15 protein-coding genes are annotated in these 17,125 nt (G+C 69.0%); 9 read left to right on the forward strand and 6 right to left on the reverse strand.

Annotation, left to right across the window (positions count from 1 at the left end):
* Positions 1 to 18 precede the first annotated feature (18 nt).
* Genes AC0KUR_RS00305 through AC0KUR_RS00315 form a run of 3 tightly spaced genes read right to left on the reverse strand, consistent with a single transcriptional unit; the run spans position 19 to position 2,175 of the window.
* Positions 19 to 1,005 (reverse strand): isoaspartyl peptidase/L-asparaginase family protein, encoded by a 987-nt coding sequence (locus AC0KUR_RS00305; protein ID WP_049030774.1) that lies wholly within the window; start codon positions 1,003 to 1,005, stop codon positions 19 to 21.
* A complete protein-coding gene (locus AC0KUR_RS00310) occupies positions 1,002 to 1,946 on the reverse strand; it encodes a MurR/RpiR family transcriptional regulator (RefSeq protein WP_049030772.1) in 945 nt (314 codons plus the stop codon). Before AC0KUR_RS00310 ends, AC0KUR_RS00305 begins: the two co-directional genes overlap by 4 nt.
* A 34-nt stretch (positions 1,947 to 1,980) precedes the next feature.
* On the reverse strand, positions 1,981 to 2,175 hold the full coding sequence (locus AC0KUR_RS00315; protein ID WP_141727435.1) for a hypothetical protein: 195 nt from the start codon (positions 2,173 to 2,175) through the stop codon (positions 1,981 to 1,983).
* Between the two features lie 240 nt (positions 2,176 to 2,415).
* Between AC0KUR_RS00315 and AC0KUR_RS00320 the strand changes: the two genes are divergently transcribed.
* The 5 genes from AC0KUR_RS00320 (at position 2,416) to AC0KUR_RS00340 (ending at position 10,127) form a co-directional block, all read left to right on the forward strand.
* Positions 2,416 to 3,687, forward strand: coding sequence for an MFS transporter (locus tag AC0KUR_RS00320; protein ID WP_473375164.1), 1,272 nt, complete (start codon positions 2,416 to 2,418; stop codon positions 3,685 to 3,687).
* 27 nt (positions 3,688 to 3,714) lie between these two features.
* Positions 3,715 to 6,135 carry a glycoside hydrolase family 31 protein gene (locus AC0KUR_RS00325; protein WP_473375165.1) on the forward strand — a complete coding sequence of 807 codons (2,421 nt, stop codon included), beginning with the start codon at positions 3,715 to 3,717 and terminating at the stop codon, positions 6,133 to 6,135.
* Positions 6,136 to 6,241: 106 nt separating this feature from the next.
* A complete protein-coding gene (locus AC0KUR_RS00330) occupies positions 6,242 to 7,429 on the forward strand; it encodes a porin (protein ID WP_034191598.1) in 1,188 nt (395 codons plus the stop codon).
* A 306-nt stretch (positions 7,430 to 7,735) separates the two neighbouring features.
* Positions 7,736 to 9,754 carry a BCCT family transporter gene (locus tag AC0KUR_RS00335; protein WP_473375166.1) on the forward strand — a complete coding sequence of 673 codons (2,019 nt, stop codon included), beginning with the start codon at positions 7,736 to 7,738 and terminating at the stop codon, positions 9,752 to 9,754.
* Positions 9,755 to 9,815: 61 nt separating this feature from the next.
* Positions 9,816 to 10,127 carry a hypothetical protein gene (locus tag AC0KUR_RS00340; RefSeq protein WP_034191600.1) on the forward strand — a complete coding sequence of 104 codons (312 nt, stop codon included), beginning with the start codon at positions 9,816 to 9,818 and terminating at the stop codon, positions 10,125 to 10,127.
* Positions 10,128 to 10,225: 98 nt separating this feature from the next.
* Here AC0KUR_RS00340 and AC0KUR_RS00345 read toward each other — a convergent pair whose 3' ends face one another.
* Positions 10,226 to 11,074, reverse strand: coding sequence for a class I SAM-dependent methyltransferase (locus AC0KUR_RS00345; RefSeq protein ID WP_473375167.1), 849 nt, complete (start codon positions 11,072 to 11,074; stop codon positions 10,226 to 10,228).
* A 160-nt stretch (positions 11,075 to 11,234) separates the two neighbouring features.
* Here AC0KUR_RS00345 and AC0KUR_RS00350 point away from each other — a divergent pair, with 160 nt between their 5' ends.
* The 3 genes from AC0KUR_RS00350 (at position 11,235) to AC0KUR_RS00360 (ending at position 14,453) form a co-directional block, all read left to right on the forward strand.
* On the forward strand, positions 11,235 to 12,698 hold the full coding sequence (locus AC0KUR_RS00350; RefSeq protein WP_069705284.1) for a metallophosphoesterase family protein: 1,464 nt from the start codon (positions 11,235 to 11,237) through the stop codon (positions 12,696 to 12,698).
* Between the two features lie 68 nt (positions 12,699 to 12,766).
* Entirely contained in the window at positions 12,767 to 14,080 is a 1,314-nt protein-coding gene (locus AC0KUR_RS00355; protein ID WP_473375458.1) for a cytochrome-c peroxidase, read from the forward strand.
* A 97-nt stretch (positions 14,081 to 14,177) separates the two neighbouring features.
* Positions 14,178 to 14,453 (forward strand): CppA family protein, encoded by a 276-nt coding sequence (locus tag AC0KUR_RS00360; protein WP_034191604.1) that lies wholly within the window; start codon positions 14,178 to 14,180, stop codon positions 14,451 to 14,453.
* Between the two features lie 81 nt (positions 14,454 to 14,534).
* On the opposite strand, the gene AC0KUR_RS00365 is transcribed toward AC0KUR_RS00360, so the two are convergent.
* Positions 14,535 to 16,019, reverse strand: a complete 1,485-nt coding sequence (locus tag AC0KUR_RS00365; RefSeq protein WP_226227602.1) for an aminotransferase-like domain-containing protein — start codon at positions 16,017 to 16,019, stop codon at positions 14,535 to 14,537.
* Positions 16,020 to 16,222: 203 nt separating this feature from the next.
* Here AC0KUR_RS00365 and AC0KUR_RS00370 point away from each other — a divergent pair, with 203 nt between their 5' ends.
* Positions 16,223 to 16,573 (forward strand): hypothetical protein, encoded by a 351-nt coding sequence (locus AC0KUR_RS00370; RefSeq protein ID WP_069705283.1) that lies wholly within the window; start codon positions 16,223 to 16,225, stop codon positions 16,571 to 16,573.
* A 129-nt stretch (positions 16,574 to 16,702) separates the two neighbouring features.
* On the opposite strand, the gene AC0KUR_RS00375 is transcribed toward AC0KUR_RS00370, so the two are convergent.
* The gene (locus tag AC0KUR_RS00375) at positions 16,703 to 17,125 is read right to left on the reverse strand and encodes a DUF6691 family protein (protein WP_034191606.1); all 423 of its coding nucleotides are present in this window, start codon (positions 17,123 to 17,125) and stop codon (positions 16,703 to 16,705) included.

Here is a 17,125-nt window from a genome sequence, read left to right on the forward strand (position 1 = left end):
TCCTCGTGCGATCCGGAATCAGGCCGCATCGTCGCGGTAGATGCCGACGACCGGCGCCTCCCCGACGCGCGCGTAACCGCGGTACATCCCTTCGGTGTTGAACGGCATCGCGACGTTGCCCTGAGCATCGACCGCGATGATCCCGCCGCGGCCAGCCAGGCGCGGCAGCTTGTTCATCACGACGTCGTGTGCCGCGTCGGCGAGCGACGCGCCGCGATACGCCATCTGCGCGGCGACGTCGTGCGCGGTCGCGAGCCGGATGAACATTTCGCCGGTACCCGTCGACGATACCGCGCAAGTCGCGTCGTCGGCATAACAGCCCGCGCCGATGATCGGCGAATCGCCCACCCGCCCCGGCTGCTTGTTCGTGATGCCGCCCGTCGACGTCGCCGCCGCGATGTGGCCGTGCAGGTCGCACGCGACCGCGCCGACCGTGCCGTGCTTGCGGTCCGGATCGAGCGGCTCGGCCGGCTGCGACTTGCCGAACGCGAACGTCGCCGCATCGTGGTCGAGCATTGCACCGGCCGTCGCACGCGCCTTGAGCCACTGCGCATGCCGCGCTTCGGTGTCGAAGTAGCCGGGTTCCGCAAGCTCGAGCCCCTGCGCGGCCGCGAACGCATCGGCGCCCGCGCCGGCGAACAGCACGTGCTCGCTCGCCTCCATCACGCGTCGTGCGGCCAGCACCGGATTGCGCACGCGCGTCGCGCAGCAGATCGCGCCGGCGCCGAGCGTCGCGCCGTCCATGACCGCCGCGTCGAGTTCGTGCTTGCCTTCGGCCGTGTAGACGGCGCCGCGCCCGGCGTTGAACAGCGGGCAGTCCTCGAGCATGCGCACGGCGACGGTGACGGCGTCGAGCGCGCTGCCGCCGTCGGCCAGCACCTGCTGCGCGGCCTGCAGGATCGCGGTCAGTTCGCCACGGTATCGGCGTTCGGTGTCGGTATCCATCGCTTCGCGCAGGATCGTGCCTGCGCCGCCGTGAATCGCGACGATCGCGGGTGAAGTCATGATTTTTTCGGACCGGGGGAAGAAGGGTTGACGGCCGGCAACGCCGCCTGCGGCTGCACGAGCCAAGGCAGCAGGAATTCGGTCATTTCGGCGGCGGATTTCGCGGACCGGTGCGTACGCAGCGCGACCGCGTCGATCAACGCCTCGATCATCGTGAGCACGGCGGCTTCCGACGTGGCGGCGAAACGCCGTTCGGCCTTGACGTACAGGTTCAACGACGCGATCGGCGCCAGCGGCGATTGCGGACCGTCCGAGATGCCGAGCACGCGCGCGCCGCGCGCCGCCGCACGACGGGCCAGCTCGACCGTGTCCTTCACGTAGCGCGGAAACGCGAGCGCGATCACGAGGTCGCGCGAATCGGCCGTGTACAGGCGCCGTGCCGCGTGCGAAGGCCCGCCGAGCAGCGCGAGCGACTGCACGCTGTCATGGCACACGGACAGCCCGTGCTCCATCAGCCCGGCCAGGAACGCGCTCGACCCGGCGCCGAGGATCAGCACGCGCCGCGCGCCGACGATCGCCTCGACCGCGGCCTCGACGTCGGCCGCATCGAGTTGCGCGCGCGTGCTCCCGATGTTCGCGACGGCCTGGTCGAATACCGCGTCGATCCATACCGCGCCGCGTACGCCGGGCTCCTGCTCCTGCGCGGAACGCAGCCGCTCGACCGGCCCGAGCGTCGCCTCGAAGCCGCGCACGAGCGCCGCGCGCATCGCCGGATAGCCGTCGAAACCGAGCGCCTTCGCGAAGCGGTTCGCGGTCGCGATCGACGCATTCACGGCCTGCGCGAGCTCGTCGATCCGCATCGTCGCCGCGCGAAACGGGTTCGCGAGCACGAACTCGCCCATGCGCCGGTGAATCGGCGTCATCAACGGCATCGCCGACGCGATCCGCTCGGCGATCGCGGGTTCGTCGTGAATGGCATCGGGCGGAACGAGAGGCGTCATGCGAAGGGTCGTTGCAAGGATGATGAAAATCAATTTACACAATCCAGATTCCGGAAAGAAATAAATTTTCATCAGGGTTGTCACGCCCCATCCGACGGGCGCCGCGCGTCCAGCCGTCGCACAGCCCCGCCACGCGGGCATTCGGCACGCGGCCGCGGCCGTCTTCGTGCGCCGCTGCCGTCCGCTTATCGGGAAAACCCCGATCATGTTCGTTCGAATGCAAATTCACGTTGACCGGATTCGAATTCGAACATAGGATGCTCGAAAATGATCAGTCGTCAGATAACAAAGACGTCAGACGGTCACGAAATGTTCGCTCGAACCGCTTGATTTCGATATAAACCGATGGAAACCGGTGTCCAATATGATCGGACATCGTACAAATAAGGTGAAAGAGCCGTCCTGATCGGACGGCTCGCATGGTTCAAGGCAGGTGTCGCATGCCCGCCCTGCCCAACAGGAGACAGCAGTGAAAACAGTCAAGGCATTGCGCTGGTGGATCATCGTGCTCGTGTGTCTCGGCACGATCCTCAACTACCTCGCACGGAATTCCCTCGCGGTGCTCGCGCCCGAGCTGAAGCAGGTGTTTGCGATCTCGACGCAACAGTATTCGTACATCGTCGGGGCCTTCCAGATCGGCTACACGATCATGCAGCCGGTATGCGGATTCATCGTCGACCTGATCGGGCTGCGGCTCGGCTTCGCGCTGTTCGCGATGCTGTGGTCGGTGGTCGGCGTCGCGCATGGTTTCGCGTCGGGCTGGTTGTCGCTCGGCATCCTGCGCGGTTTCCTGGGGCTGTTCGAAGCCGCCGCGATTCCGTCGGGGATGAAGGCTGTCGCCGAATGGTTTCCCGATCGCGAGAAGTCCGTCGCGGTCGGCTACTTCAATGCGGGCACGTCGCTCGGCGCCGCGATCGCCCCGCCGCTCGTCGTGTTCCTGTCGATGCGGTTCGGCTGGCAGGCCGCGTTCATGGCCACCGGCGCGCTCGGGTTCGTATGGGCCGCGCTCTGGTACACGCAGTACCGGTCGCCCGCCGAGCATCCGCGCATCTCGCCGCAGGAACGCACGCTGATCCGCGACGGCCAGGCGACGATGCCGCCCGTGTCGAAGCGCCGTATCCGCGACGTCGTCACCGCGCGGCGCTTCTGGGCCATCGCGCTGCCGCGCTTCTTCGCCGAACCCGCCTGGCAGACCTTCAGCTTCTGGATTCCGCTGTACCTCGCGACCGAGCGCCACATGCCGCTCACGCAGATCGCGATCTTCGCGTGGATGCCGTTCCTCGCGGCCGACGCCGGCGGCATCGCGGGCGGCTACCTGTCGCCGTATCTCGCGACGCGCTTCAAGCTGCCGCTCGTGTGGTCGCGCGTCGCCGGCGTCGCGCTCGGCGCGGTGCTGATGCTCGGGCCCGCGATGATCGGCCTCGTGTCGTCGCCGTACACGGCCATCGCGCTGTTCTGCGTCGGCGGTTTCGCGCACCAGATGATCTCCGCGCTCGTCAACACGCTGTCGGCCGACGTGTTCGATTCCGAGGAAGTCGGCACCGCGAGCGGCTTCGCGGGAATGGCCGCGTGGATCGGCGGGCTCGGTTTCTCGCTGCTGGTCGGCGCGCTCGCCGACAAGATCGGCTACGCGCCGCTGTTCGCGTGCCTCGGCCTGTTCGACATCATCGGCGTGACGCTGCTCGCGGTGCTGATCCGCGGGCAGTCGAAGCAGGAACGCCTGCTCGCGCAGCACGCCTGACATTCGCTCTCACCAGGAATCGCATCCATGACTTCGCTTCTTCATCCGCCCGTGTTCCGCGTCGCCGCCACGCACGCGAACCGCGTGCTGCTCGCGTCCGAAACGGGCGCCACCGTCGAGATCTTCGTGCTCGAGGACGACATCGTGCGGGTGCGCGTGCTGCCCGACGCGACCGCGCGCAACCCGCGCACGTGGACGATCGCGCCGGGCCTCGACGACGTGCCGCTCGACGGGCGCGACCGCCTCGACCTCGACGGCTTCACGCTGCCCGCCTTTTCCCTCGCCGAGGACGACGACGTCCTGTTGGTCGAAACCGCGCAGATCCGGCTCGCGGTACGCCGGCAAGGCGGCCATTGCACGTGGTCGATGCGCGGGGCGGACGGCGCCTGGCGCGTCGCGCTCGCCGACCGTGCGACGCAGGCGTACAACTTCGGCTGGTGGGACGATCGCGCGTATCACTACGTCGCGCGCGAACGCGGCGACAAGGTCTTCGGCCTCGGCGAACGCGCGGGCGAACTCGACCGCACGGGCGCGCGCTTCGAGATGCGCAACATCGACGCGATGGGCTACAGCGCGAAGCATACGGACCCGCTGTACAAGCACATCCCGTTCTACATCACGTGGTCGCCCGACGCGTGCCAGGGCTTCGGGCTGCTCTACGACACGCTGTCGGACTGCACGTTCGACATGGGCCGCGAACTCGACAACTATCACGGCCCGTACCGCTATTTCGTCGCCGAGCACGGCGATCTCGACTACTACTTCATCGCCTCGCCCGACACGCCGCTCGCGGCCGCGCGGCGCTTCACGTGGCTCACCGGGCGCCCCGCGCGCACGCCGAAATGGGGGCTCGGCTATTCGGGCTCGACGATGAGCTACACCGACGCGCCGGACGCGCAGCAGCAGATGAACCAGTTCGTCGAGCAGTGCGACACGCACGACATCCTGTGCGATTCGTTCCACCTGTCGTCGGGCTACACGTCGATCGGCGCGAAGCGCTACGTGTTCAACTGGAATCGCGACAAGTTTCCCGACGCGAAGGGTTTCGTGCAGCATTACCGCGACCACGGCATCCGCCTGTGCGCGAACATCAAGCCGTGCCTGCTGCGCGACCATCCCGCGTTCGACGATGCCGCGAAGCGCGGGCTGCTGATCCGCTCGGCGTCCGGCGAGCCCGCATGGGTGCAGTTCTGGGACGAGGTCGGCGCCTATATCGACTTCACGCGGCCGGATGCGTACCGCTGGTGGAGCGAGCAGGTCACCTCGGCGCTGCTCGACTATGGAATCGAATCGACCTGGAACGACAACAACGAATACGAGATCTGGTCGCCCGACGCGATCGCGCACGGCTTCGGCCAGCCGTTCCCGGCGCGCGAGGCGAAGGTGCTGCAGACGATGCTGATGATGCGCGCGTCGCGCGACGCGCAGCGCGCGCATGCGCCGGCGCGGCGGCCGTTCCTCGTGTCGCGCGCCGGCGGCGCAGGCATGCAGCGCTACGTGCAGACCTGGTCCGGCGACAACTACACGTCGTGGGAAACGCTGCGCTACAACCTGAAGATGGGTCTCGGGCTCGCGCTGTCGGGCGTGTCGAACATCGGCCACGACATCGGCGGCTTCTCAGGCCCCGCGCCGTCGCCCGAGCTGCTGCTGCGCTGGGTGCAGTTCGGCATCTTCATGCCGCGCTTCAGCGTCCATTCGTGGAACGACGACGGCACCGTCAACGAGCCGTGGATGTATCCGGAGATCACCGCGCAGATCGCGTCGCTGATCAAACAGCGCTACCGGCTGCTGCCCTACCTCTACCACCTGCTGTGGCTGTCGACGACGCGCTACGAGCCCGTGCTGCGACCGACCCTCGCCGATTTCCCCGGCGATGCGCGCTGCTACGACGCCTGCGACGACATGATGCTCGGCGACGCGCTGCTCGTCGCGCCGGTCGTCGATCCCGGCCAGACGGCGCGCACGGTTTACCTGCCGTCCGGCGCGCGCTGGATGTGCTGCGCGAGCGCGCAGGCGTTCGACGGCGGCGCAAGCGTGACGCTGCCCGCCCCGCTCGACACGCCCGTGATGCTGCTGCGCGAAGGCCGCGTGCTGCCGCTGAACGTCGCGGCCCAGCACTTCGGCGCGCGCGGCGACACGCGCGGCTTCCTCGTCGCGCCACGCATCGAGGACGGCGTCGCGTCCGGCGAATGCGTCGAGGACGACGGCGAAACGGAAGCCTGGCGCGACGGCGAATACGGACTGTGGCGGATCGAAACCGGCCGCGAGGCATCCGGCGCGCTCGGCGTGTCGGTGCGCTGGGACGGCCGCCCGGCCCGCCCGGCCGAGCGCGTCGAGATCCTGCTGCCGGCGTCGCTGCAAGGCCCCGTCGCCGTGCGCGGCGCGCGCGTCGAGCAGGATGCGCAGGACGGCGCATGGCGCCGCATCGTCGTCGCGTTCGACGACTGACGCAAGCCCGATCAGGCGGGCCGTTCGCGCGGCCCGCCGTCCGCCACAGAGGAGGCACCCCAGCCTCCCGCCCCGTTGGAAAGATGAAGAGACCTGGAGATCGACAATGAAAGCACCCGTCAACCGTTATGCAATCCTGATTTTATCGGCCGCCTCGCTCGGCACGACCGCCGCCCACGCGCAGAGCAGCGTGACGCTGTACGGCGTCGTCGACGATTCGATCGCGTACGTGAACAACCAGCAGGGCCATTCGAACATCTACATGCGCGACGGCAACCTGTATGCGTCGAAGTTCGGCCTGCGCGGCGACGAGGATCTCGGCGGCGGCACGCACGCGATCTTCGACCTGCAGTCCGGCTTCAACCTGAACACGGGCGCGCAGGCCGCCGCCGGCACGCTGTTCAACCGCCAGGCGTTCGTCGGCCTGCGCAACGATCACTATGGCACGCTGACGGCCGGCCGCCAGTACACGCCCTACTTCCTGTTCGTCGGCCCGTACGCATCGAGCAGCTGGCTGACCGGCGCGACGGGCGCGCATCCGGGCGACATCGACGGCCTCGACACGACGATCCGCGTGAACAACTCGGTCACCTATACGTCGCCGACTTTCTCGGGGCTGTCCGCGAGCGCGATGTACGCATTCGGCGGCATCGCCGGCGCGACCGGCAAGGGCAACACGTTCAGCGCCGCGCTGCGCTACGCGAACGGGCCGGTCGGGATCGCGGCCGGCTACCTCCGGATCAACAGCTCGGGCTCGTCGGCCGGCTTCCTGAACCCGGCCACCGCGGCGTCGGGCAGCTTCGCGGTGTCCGTGCTGAACCAGGGCTACCTGACCGCGAAGGCCGTCGAACAGGTCGCGGCGGCCGGCAACTACACGCTCGGCGACCTGACGATGGGCCTCAACTATTCGAACGTGAAATACCTGCCCGGCAACGGCTCGGCATTCACCGACACGGCCGTGTTCAATACCTACGGCGCGCTTGCCGCGTACCGCTTCACGCCGGCGTTCTCGGTGGCCGGCGCGTTCGCTTACACGCTCGCGTCGAAAGCGAACGGCGTCGCGAGCGCGGCCCGCTACCAGCAGTACTCGCTGAAGGAGTCGTACAGCCTGTCGAAACGCACGACGCTCTATGCGCTGCAGGCGTACACGCATTCGAGCGGACAGACGCTCGGCGCGCAAGGCGCCGGCCACATCGTCGACGCGGCGCCGATCGTGGGCGATTCGCAGCAGCTCACGCCGTCGACCACGCACGGCCAGTTCGTCGGCATGGCCGGCATCGCCGTCACGTTCTGAACCTGCCGGCAGCGCCTCCAGCGCGCTGCCGACGCCCCGGACGATGCGCATTCCGCATGCGCCGTCCGGGCGCCCGATGTCCGGCCGCCGCGCCGTGTTCCCCGTCCCGTCCGCCTGCCGCGCCACGGCGCAGGTTTGCCGGATCGCGCCGATACCTTACAATTCGTCAGATTAATCCCTTCTGCATGCCCCTTCTTGCAGTCCTGACACCGCGGTACACTCGACGCACGCCGTATCAGGGTCCGACGCGCGACACGCGCGCCGGGCGGCGTTGCGCCTCGTTGCGCCCACAACTGGATGCCCGCCATGCCGGATTCCCGTCCCTCGCCCCGCACGACGTTCAAGCCGCAAGTCGTCCTGCCCGCGCTCGCCGTGATCGGCGCGCTGCTCGTCGTGTGCGCGCTGCACCCGAGCGAAGCCGGCGCGTTGTTCTCCGCCGGCCAGCAGTGGGTCATCGCACGCTTCGACTGGTTCTACGTGCTCGCCGTCACCGGCTTCCTCGTGTTTCTCGTGCTGATCGCCGCCAGCGGCTTCGGCAACATCCGCCTCGGTCCCGACGATGCCGAACCCGAATTCAGCTTCGTATCGTGGACGGCCATGCTGTTCGCGGCCGGCATGGGCATCGGCCTCATGTATTTCGGCGTCGGCGAGCCGATGCAGCATTTCCTGAAACCGCCGACCGTCGATCCCGGCACGCCCGCCGCCGCGCGCGAAGCGATGCTGATGACGTTCTTCCACTGGGGCTTCCACGCGTGGGCGATCTACGGGCTGATGGGGCTCGTGCTCGCGTACTTCGGCTTTCGCTACAACTTGCCGCTGACGCTGCGCTCGGGGCTGTATCCGGTGCTGCGCGAGCGCATCGACGGCTGGATCGGTCACACCGTCGACGCATTCGCGCTGGTCGGCACGGTCGCCGGCATCGCGACGACGCTCGGCTACGGCGTGATGCAGCTGAGCGCGGGCCTGCATACGGTCGGCGGCTGGGACACCGGCAGCAACGTATTCCGCATCGGGCTCGTCGCGGTCGTCGTGATCCTCGCGGGCGTGTCGGCCGCGACCGGTCTCGACAAGGGTGTGCGGCGGCTGTCCGAACTGAACCTGCTGCTCGCGTTCCTGCTGCTCGCCTTCGTGGCCGTCGCCGGCCCGACGCTGTTCCTGTTCCGCGCGCTCGTCGACAACGTCGGCCAGTACCTGTCGAGCCTCGTCGACCTGTCGTTCCGCACTTACGCGTATGCGTCGCCGCGCGAAGGCTGGTTCGGCGGCTGGACGATCCTCTACTGGGCGTGGTGGGTGTCGTGGTCGCCGTTCGTCGGGATGTTCATCGCGCGCATTTCGCGCGGCCGCACGATCCGCCAGTTCGTGATCGGCGTGCTGCTCGTGCCGACCGCGTTCAACCTCGTGTGGATGACCGTGTTCGGCAACAGCGCGATCTGGCTCGATACGCACGGCGCGGCCGGCGCGCTTGCGCAAACGGCCACCAACGTCGACGCGCTGCTGTTCCGCTTCTTCGATTTCCTGCCGTTGACGCAACTGCTGTCGATCGCCGCGATCGTGCTGATCGCCGTGTTCTTCGTCACGTCCGCCGATTCGGGCGCCTTCGTGATCGACCAGATCGCGACCCGCGGCAACGCACACTCGCCCGTGTGGCAGCGGCTGTTCTGGGCCGTGCTGCTCGGCGTGACGGCGGCGGTGCTGCTCGTCGCGGGCGGGCTCGGCGCGCTGCAGGCGATGACGCTGATCGCCGCGCTGCCGGTCGCGATCATCATGCTCGCGCTGTGCTACGGGCTGTGGCGCGGGCTCGCGGCCGATCGTGCGCACTATTCGCAGGACGTGGCGCCGGCAACGAGCTTCTGGACCGGCCAGCACTGGCGCCATCGGTTGACGCACATCCTGCGGCAGACGACCGAGGCCGAAGCGCGCCAGTTCGTCGCGGAAACGGTCGAGCCGGCGTTGCGCAAGGTGGCCGCCGAATTGCGCGCGAGCGGCGTCGATGCGCACGTGCAGCGCGACAGCGACGATGCGGTGCGGCTTACCGTGCCGACCGCCGAGCATCGCGACTTCGTGTACGGCGTGCGCGTGACGGCGAAATCCGCGGCGGCGTTTCTCGTGCGCGAGGCGGCCGAGCCCGATGCGGCACGCGAGCACGTGTACGGGATCGTCACGTTCTTCGAGGACGGCCGGCTCGGCTACGACGTCGAATACCTGCGCGGCGACGAGGTGATCGCCGACGTGCTGCGCCAGTACGAACGCTACGTGTCGCTCGCCGCCGACAAGCGCACGCATCTGCTGAGCCGCGCGCCGGGACATGCGACGGAGGCCGAATGAGCACGCACGCGGCTCGCATCGTTTCGCCGTACCGGTCGGCCACGCCCGACGGAGCGTCGCGATGAATGCGCTCCTGCAAAGCCGCTCCGCCGACCTCGTCGCGCTCGGCACGCTCGCGCTGCTGTATCTCGGCGGCGCCTGCATCGCGCTGTGGCGAATCCGCGCGGCCGCAGCACGCGGCAAGATCTACTGGATCGTCTGCATGGCACTGCTGACGGGCGGCGCCGTCGCAATGGGCGGCAACCTGTCGCCCGTGCCCGACACCGGTGAAATGCCGCCCGGTTTCGCGCTTGGCGTCGAGGCGGTCCTGCTCGGCCTCGCGCTGGTGGCCGGCGGTTGCGCGTGGCTGATGCTGCGCGCGAGGAAACCCTGACACGCACCGCGCAGCGCGGTTTCCTCAGGCGTGAACGGCGCCGCGCAAGCGGGCCATGCCGGCACCGATGCGCGTTGCTCCGTTTTATCGCCATCACGCTACGCGGACGGCGCGCGCGCCGTCACGAGCCAGCACGCCGCATCGAAGCGCACCTCGGCGCCGCGCACGTAATGCTCGAACGCGGCACGCACCGTGTCGACCACGCGGCGCCGGGTAGCTTCGTCCGCCTCCAGCAGGGCAAGGCCGACCGGACCCAGCCGGGCGATGTACTCGTCCAGCGCGGCCGCGGGCAGCACGCATACTCTGTCGACCGGCTCGATCTCCACGTCGGCCCAGCCGCTGTCCGCCAGCACCGACACGATCCGCTGCCGGTCGCCGAACGCGAACTGGCCCGGCGCGCCGGGCTGCCGTGCGGGCAAGTTCGGCAGCAGCGGCGCGGCGGCCCGCTCGGCCGTCGTCATGAACGGGTTGTCGGCCGCACCGCGCCACGCGACGACCCGCATCCGCGCGTCCGGCCGCGCCGCCTGCCGCAGGTTCGCGAACGCCCGGACCGGGTCGTCGAAGAACATCACGCCGAGGCGCGACACGATCAGGTCGACGCTCGCGGGCTCGAATGCATGCGTCTGCACGTCCGCGCGCACGAATCGCGCATGCACGCCGCTGCGTTCGGCACGCGCCCGCGCGGCGTCGATCATCCACGCCGAGATATCGATGCCCGTGCAGTGCGCATTCGCGCCGAGCCGCCGCGCGATCGCGAGCGTGACGGCGCCGGTGCCGCAGCCGACGTCGAGCACATTGCTGCCGGATGACACGGCCTCCGCATCCGCAAGCAACGTCTCGAGCGGCGCGAACATCCGGTCGATCGTTTCCTGCACGTCGACCCACGCGCGCCCCGACGGGCCGTTCCACAGGGCGGACTGCGCTTCGTTGGGCCGGCTGGTTTCCATCGTCGACTCCCTTCTGGTTCGTGAATGATGAACCGGACTATGCTGCTTCAAGCCGGCTTGAAGTCAAGGCCCGCCGGTATGCGCGCGCCGCCGCATCCTGCTTTTCACATTTCTTACATTCGCGCTGCGTATCGTTGACGGCTTTCCTACGGTGCCTCCCATGCGACGATTCCTCACGCGCACCCTGCTCGTGCGCTGCGCTCCCGTTGTTGCCCTCGCCGCGCTTGCCGCGTGCTCGAATCACATCGATACGCCGGACGATCCGGCCAGCGCATCGGCCAACGTCCAGGCCGCCTGGGTCGAGATCGGCGAGGCGAACCAGGCGATCGCGCGCGTCATCACGAACTACACGCCCGCGTCGGCCAGCGAGCCGCTGTGCCCGCAACTGACCGTCGACGGCAAGCTGTCGCGCATGGCGCTGCGCGCAGGCGCCGCAACGCCGGCCCAGCGGCCGACCGCCAGCGATCCGGCCGATTCGAAGCCGTCGAGCTTCCCGGTCTCCGTCTGCGAAACGACGCTGCCGGCCGGCGCGCAGGCGGCGAGCGTCGCAGGCCGCACGCTGCCGCTGCCGAAAGCGCAGCCGCAGCGCATCGCGATCATCGCGGACACCGGCTGCCGGATGAAAAAGGCCGACAACGCATGGCAGGCGTGCAACGACGCGACGGTCTGGCCGCTGAACACGATCGCGGCCAGCGTCGCGAAGCTGTCGCCCGATCTCGTCCTGCACATCGGCGACTACCACTATCGCGAGAACGCGTGCCCGCCGGACATCGCCGGCTGCAAGGACAGCCCGTGGGGCTACGGCTGGGATACGTGGCAGGCCGACCTGTTCCGCCCGGCCGCGCCGCTGCTCGCGAAGGCGCCGTGGGTCGTCGTGCGGGGCAACCACGAGGAATGCGCGCGCGCGGGCCAGGGCTGGTTCCGCTTCCTCGATCCGCGTCCGTATGCGGCGGCCCGCTCGTGCGACGATCCGGCCAACGACAACAACGCGAACTATTCGGAACCCTACGCGGTATCGCTCGGCGGCGGCTCGCAGGTGATCGTGTTCGATACCGCGAAGGTCGGCCGCACGCCGCTCAAGACGACCGACGCGCAATTCGGCATTTACCAGAAGCAGTTCCAGACGGTCGCATCGCTCGCGTCGAAGGCCGGCATGACGACGACGATCTTCACGAACCATCATCCGATCCTCGCGTTCGCGCCGATCGCCGGCAGCACGCCCGCGCCGGGCAACCTCGCCCTGCAGTCGGTCATGTCGAGCCTCAACGCGCAGGCGTACTATCCGCCGGGCGTGCATGTCGCGCTGCACGGCCACGTGCACGACTTCCAGGCGATCAACTTCTCGTCCGGACACCCGGCGACGATCGTGTCCGGCAACGGCGGCGACAACCTCGACGTCGCGCTGCCCGATCCGTTCCCGGCCGGCCTGACGCCCGCACCGGGCGCCGTGATCGAGCGGCTGTCGCACAACAACAGCTTCGGCTTCCTGATCATGGAGCGCCGCGCGGTGCCCGCGACGGGCTGGGTGTTCCATGCGTATTCGGCGGCGGGCAAGCTGCTCGCGTCGTGCGACCAGTCCGGCACGACGCTCGCCTGCGACAAGACGGGGTTCATTGCGCCGTGAGTGAAGCCGTCCGACGTAACGGCCGCGTGGTGCGCGGCCGGCAGGCGCTGCGCACGCTTTCCGTCGCCGTGCTCGCCGGCCTGACGCTCGCGGCCCATGCCGCGCCGGCCGAAACGGTACTGCTCCCGGGTGCGCCGCCGTCGCGCGTCGTCGACACGATCGGCACCGGCACGCCGCAGGTGACCGGCAAGATCGATGCGGCCGCCGCGCGCTTCGCGCCCGACCCGACGCTCGTCGCGCTCGGCCGGCGGATCTTCTTCGACCCGCGGCTGTCCGAGCCGCGCGGCCTGTCGTGCGCGGGCTGCCACGATCCGGGCCGCGCATTCGCGCCGACGCTGTCGGCCGCGTCGCTCGCCGGGCCCGGCGTGCCGGAAGGCAGCCGGCCCGGGCGCTTCAGCCAGCGCAACGCGCCGTCCCTGCTCTACGTGCGCTACGTGCCGCGCCGCCACTTCTACCAGGACGACGACGCGCCCGCGCCGTCGCCGTTCGGCGGCCTGTTCGGTGACGGCCGCGCGGATACGCTCGCCGAGCAGATTCGCGGGCCGCTGTTCGATCCGAACGAGATGAACAACCGGTCGCCGGCCGCGCTGCTGCGCAAGGTCAACGCGACGGAACTCGCGGCCGATCTCGCCGCGCGCTTCGGCGCGCCGGTGCGGCGCGATCCCGGGCAACTGGTGCGCGCGCTGGGTTCGGCCGTCGAGGCCTATCTGCAGAGCGACGAGATGGCGCCGTTCACGTCGCGCTTCGACGCGTTCCTGCGCACGCGCACGCCGCTGGCGCCAGCCGAGATGCGCGGCCTCGCGCTGTTCCGGAATCCGGACAAGGGCAACTGCATGACCTGCCATACGCTGTCGGATACGTCGAGCCGCCCGGAACGCTCGCTGTTCACCGATTTCGGCTACGACGCAATCGCGGTGCCGCGTAACCGCGCGCTGCCGGCGAACCGCGACCCGCGCCATTTCGACAACGGGCTGTGCGACACCGCCCGTCGGCTGCGCTGGCCCGAGCCGACGCAGTGGTGCGGCTACCTGCGCACGCCGGGGCTGCGCAACGTCGCGGTCAAGCAGACGTTCATGCACAACGGCGTGTTCACGACACTGCGCGACGCGGTCGCGTTCTACAACACGCGCTCGACCGATCCCGGCCTCTGGTATCACGGCGCCAACACGTTCGACGACGTGCCGGCCGCCTATCGCGGCAACATCAACGTCAACTCGACGCCGATGAACCGCCGGCCCGGCACGCCGCCCGCGCTGACCGATGCGGAAATCGACGACATCGTCGCGTTCCTCGGCGCGCTGACCGACGCGCGCTACACGGCGGTCGCGGCCGCCCAGGCGCCCGCTGCCCGGATGACGCGTACCGCCGCGCCAGCGCGTTGACCCTAGCCGGACGGCCAATCGCACGCGCACCCGCTTGCGGTCACCGCAAACACTGGTTATATTTACAGTACTGTATTTATGAACAGTGAGGTGCGAGATGGAACATCTGGTCCGTATCGTCAACGAAGCCGATCGCCAAGTGCTGGCATGGCTTCGCGCCCAGGTCGGCGATGCCCGCGTCGAGCGCGCGGCTCGCCAGCTCGGGCATACGCGCAAGCCCTTTCCGTCCGCCGTGTGCCGGTATCTGGGCATGAGCGCGCCGGCCACGCTGCGTCAGGCCGACCGGCCGCGCGCCGCACGCGATTTCTCGGTCGGCGATCGCTACCTGTCGCTGATCCGCCAGCACCTCGCCACACATTCGGCCAGCCGATGAAATGGCGGCGGCTTGCCACTGCGGCGTCTCGGCAAGCCGGAGGGCTCGCGTATTCGCCAGTCCGGCCGGTTGCCGCCGCGCCTATGCTGCCGCCGTGGCTTCCCGGACGAGGCGGCCGAGCGTTTCGAACGCCGCTTCGTGCGCCGCATCGAACACGCGCGTGCAGGCCAGCCGGATATAGCCGTCGAAGCGGTCGGAATTCGAGAAGATCGACCCGGGCGCGATCCTGATCCCGCGCGCCAGCGCGGCATCGAACAGCGCCTCGGAGCGCACGCCGTCCGGCAAGGCGATCCACAGCAGCATCCCGCCCAGCGGCTGGTTCATCCGTGTGCCGGCCGGGAAATGTCGTGCGATCGCGTCGATCGTCACGTCGCGCTGCACACGCAGTTGCTCACGAAAGCGATGCAGATGGCGGTCGAACGCACCCGAGCCGACGAATTCGGCCGCCACGGCCTGCAACAGCGCGGCGTTGTGCCGACTATGCGCGAACTTCAGCATCCTCACGCGCGCATGCCAGCGTCCCGCACTCATCCAGCCGAGCCGCATCCCGGGAGCCAGCACCTTGTTGAACGACGGGCAGTAGATCACCGTGCCGTCGCGGTCCCATGCCTTGACCGGCTTGACCGGCCAGGGCGCTTCGACGAGCTCGCGATACGGCTCGTCCTCGATCACGGCCACGCCTTGGCGCGAGCACAGCGCGACGAGCGCGGCCTTGCGGTCGTCGGGCATCACGCAACCGAGCGGGTTCTGCAGGTTCGGCACGACGACCACGGCCCGAATATCCGGATACACGGTCAGCGCCACTTCGAGCGCCTCGATCGATAACCCGGTCGTCGGGCTCGCCGGGATTTCCAGCGCACGCAGGCCAAGGCTTTCGAGCAGCTGGATCAGACCGAAAAAGGCCGGCGATTCGATCGCGATCGTGTCGCCGGGGCGCGCCACCGCGCGCAACGCGAGATTCACGGCATCGACGCCACCGCTCGTCGACATCACGTCGTCCGGCGTCACCGTCACGCCATACGACAGCGCGCGTTTGGCCATCGTCTGCCGGAATTCGGGCGAACCGCCGACAGGCCCCGCGTCGGTGAGCAACGTGGGTTTGCGCCGCAGCAGCCGGATGGCCAGAGCCTGCAGGCGCTCGGCCGGATACAACGTGGCGAGCGCAGATGCGCCGCCGAAATTCAACGCGTCGGGCACCGTGTTCGCGCGATCGATCACGCGCGACACGCGTTCGTGCAGGCCCGCGAACGGCGGCTCGACGCGCAACGGCGGCCCGTCGCTTTCCGGCAGCATGGCGAGCGTGGCCGCCGCGCGGCGCCGCACAAAGTAGCCCGACCGCGGCCTCGCCTCGCACCAGCCCGTATCCTCGAGCCGCCGATACGTCTGCGTGGCGGTCGACAGGCTCACGCCGTGCTGCGCCATGAACGCACGCACCGACGGCATCCGGTCGCCGGGCGACAGCGTGCCGGCCGCGATGATGCGCCGGTAATGCTCGGCGAGCCGTTCGTAAAGCGGCTCGCCGCCCAGCGGTAATGGCGTACGGGAGGTGTCGGTGAAAGGCGTCATCAAACGATCGTGCCCGCGCGGCCCAGCGCGCGCCAGATACAGATCCGCGAAAAAACCGCCGATACAGCCGTACGAAATCGACGCTTGCACCGCAACAGATTCCCGTCCCCTGAATCTGTCGCGCCTGCGCCCGTTTCCCTAACCTGACTGCACGCAATCGCTTCGCCATCGCGAGGCCGCGCAACCGGGAAAAAGGAATCGCCATGCGGACGCAACACATCCGACTCGACGCAGGACAAAGCCACTTTGCGTGGTTCGACAAGGGCAGCCAGGTGATCGTGCTGGACGGCGCGCTCGCGGTCACGTTGCGTCACGACGGGCTCGAGTGGCTGCCCGACGCGCCGCAATACATCCGTCGCGTGCTCGACGAAGGCGAGTGTCTGACGTTCGACACGGCCGGCCACGTGGCGTTGTCGGCCGGCGGGGCCGGCTCGGTCAGTACGACGGTCGTGGCGCCCTCGAGCCCGCGAGGTTTGCGCGCGGCGTGGCGCGGGCTCCTGCGCCGGCTGTCCGGGCGAGTGCGTGGTGGCCGTCACGTGCGCGAGCATTCCTGATATCGGAACCTGCCCCGCCTCGATACGCGGTTGGCAGATCCCCCATCATCGCAGCCGACCGAAGGACGCGTTCGGCTCCATGCCGCCTTGCGACCGCCGCAACCTGCCCGGCATGCGGCGGCGGCCACATCAATGGCCGTTCCGGCGGCGCTCGACCCATTCGAACATCGCCATCCCGGCCAGCATCGCGACGACGAACGCGATCCCCTTGACCGACCCGAAGCCGATCGACACGATCGCGGGCCCCGGACAGAACCCCGCCATCCCCCAGCCGATACCGAACACCGCACTGCCTGCGACCAGGCGCACGGTGATCGCGCGCAGCGCCGGCAACCGGATCGGCAGGCCGAGCCACGACCGTGTCCGGCGCTTCGCCCACGCGAACGCGAACACGGCCACGCCCGTCGCGCCGGCCATCACGAACGCGAGCGACGGATCCCAGCGGCCCGCCAGGTCGAGAAAACCGAGCACCTTCTGCGGATTGGCCATGCCCGACACGATGAGGCCGACGCCGAACAGCAGGCCGGCCAGAAACGCGAATGCTGCCTGCAT

This window comes from Burkholderia sp. YHN3-13 (assembly GCF_055810675.1).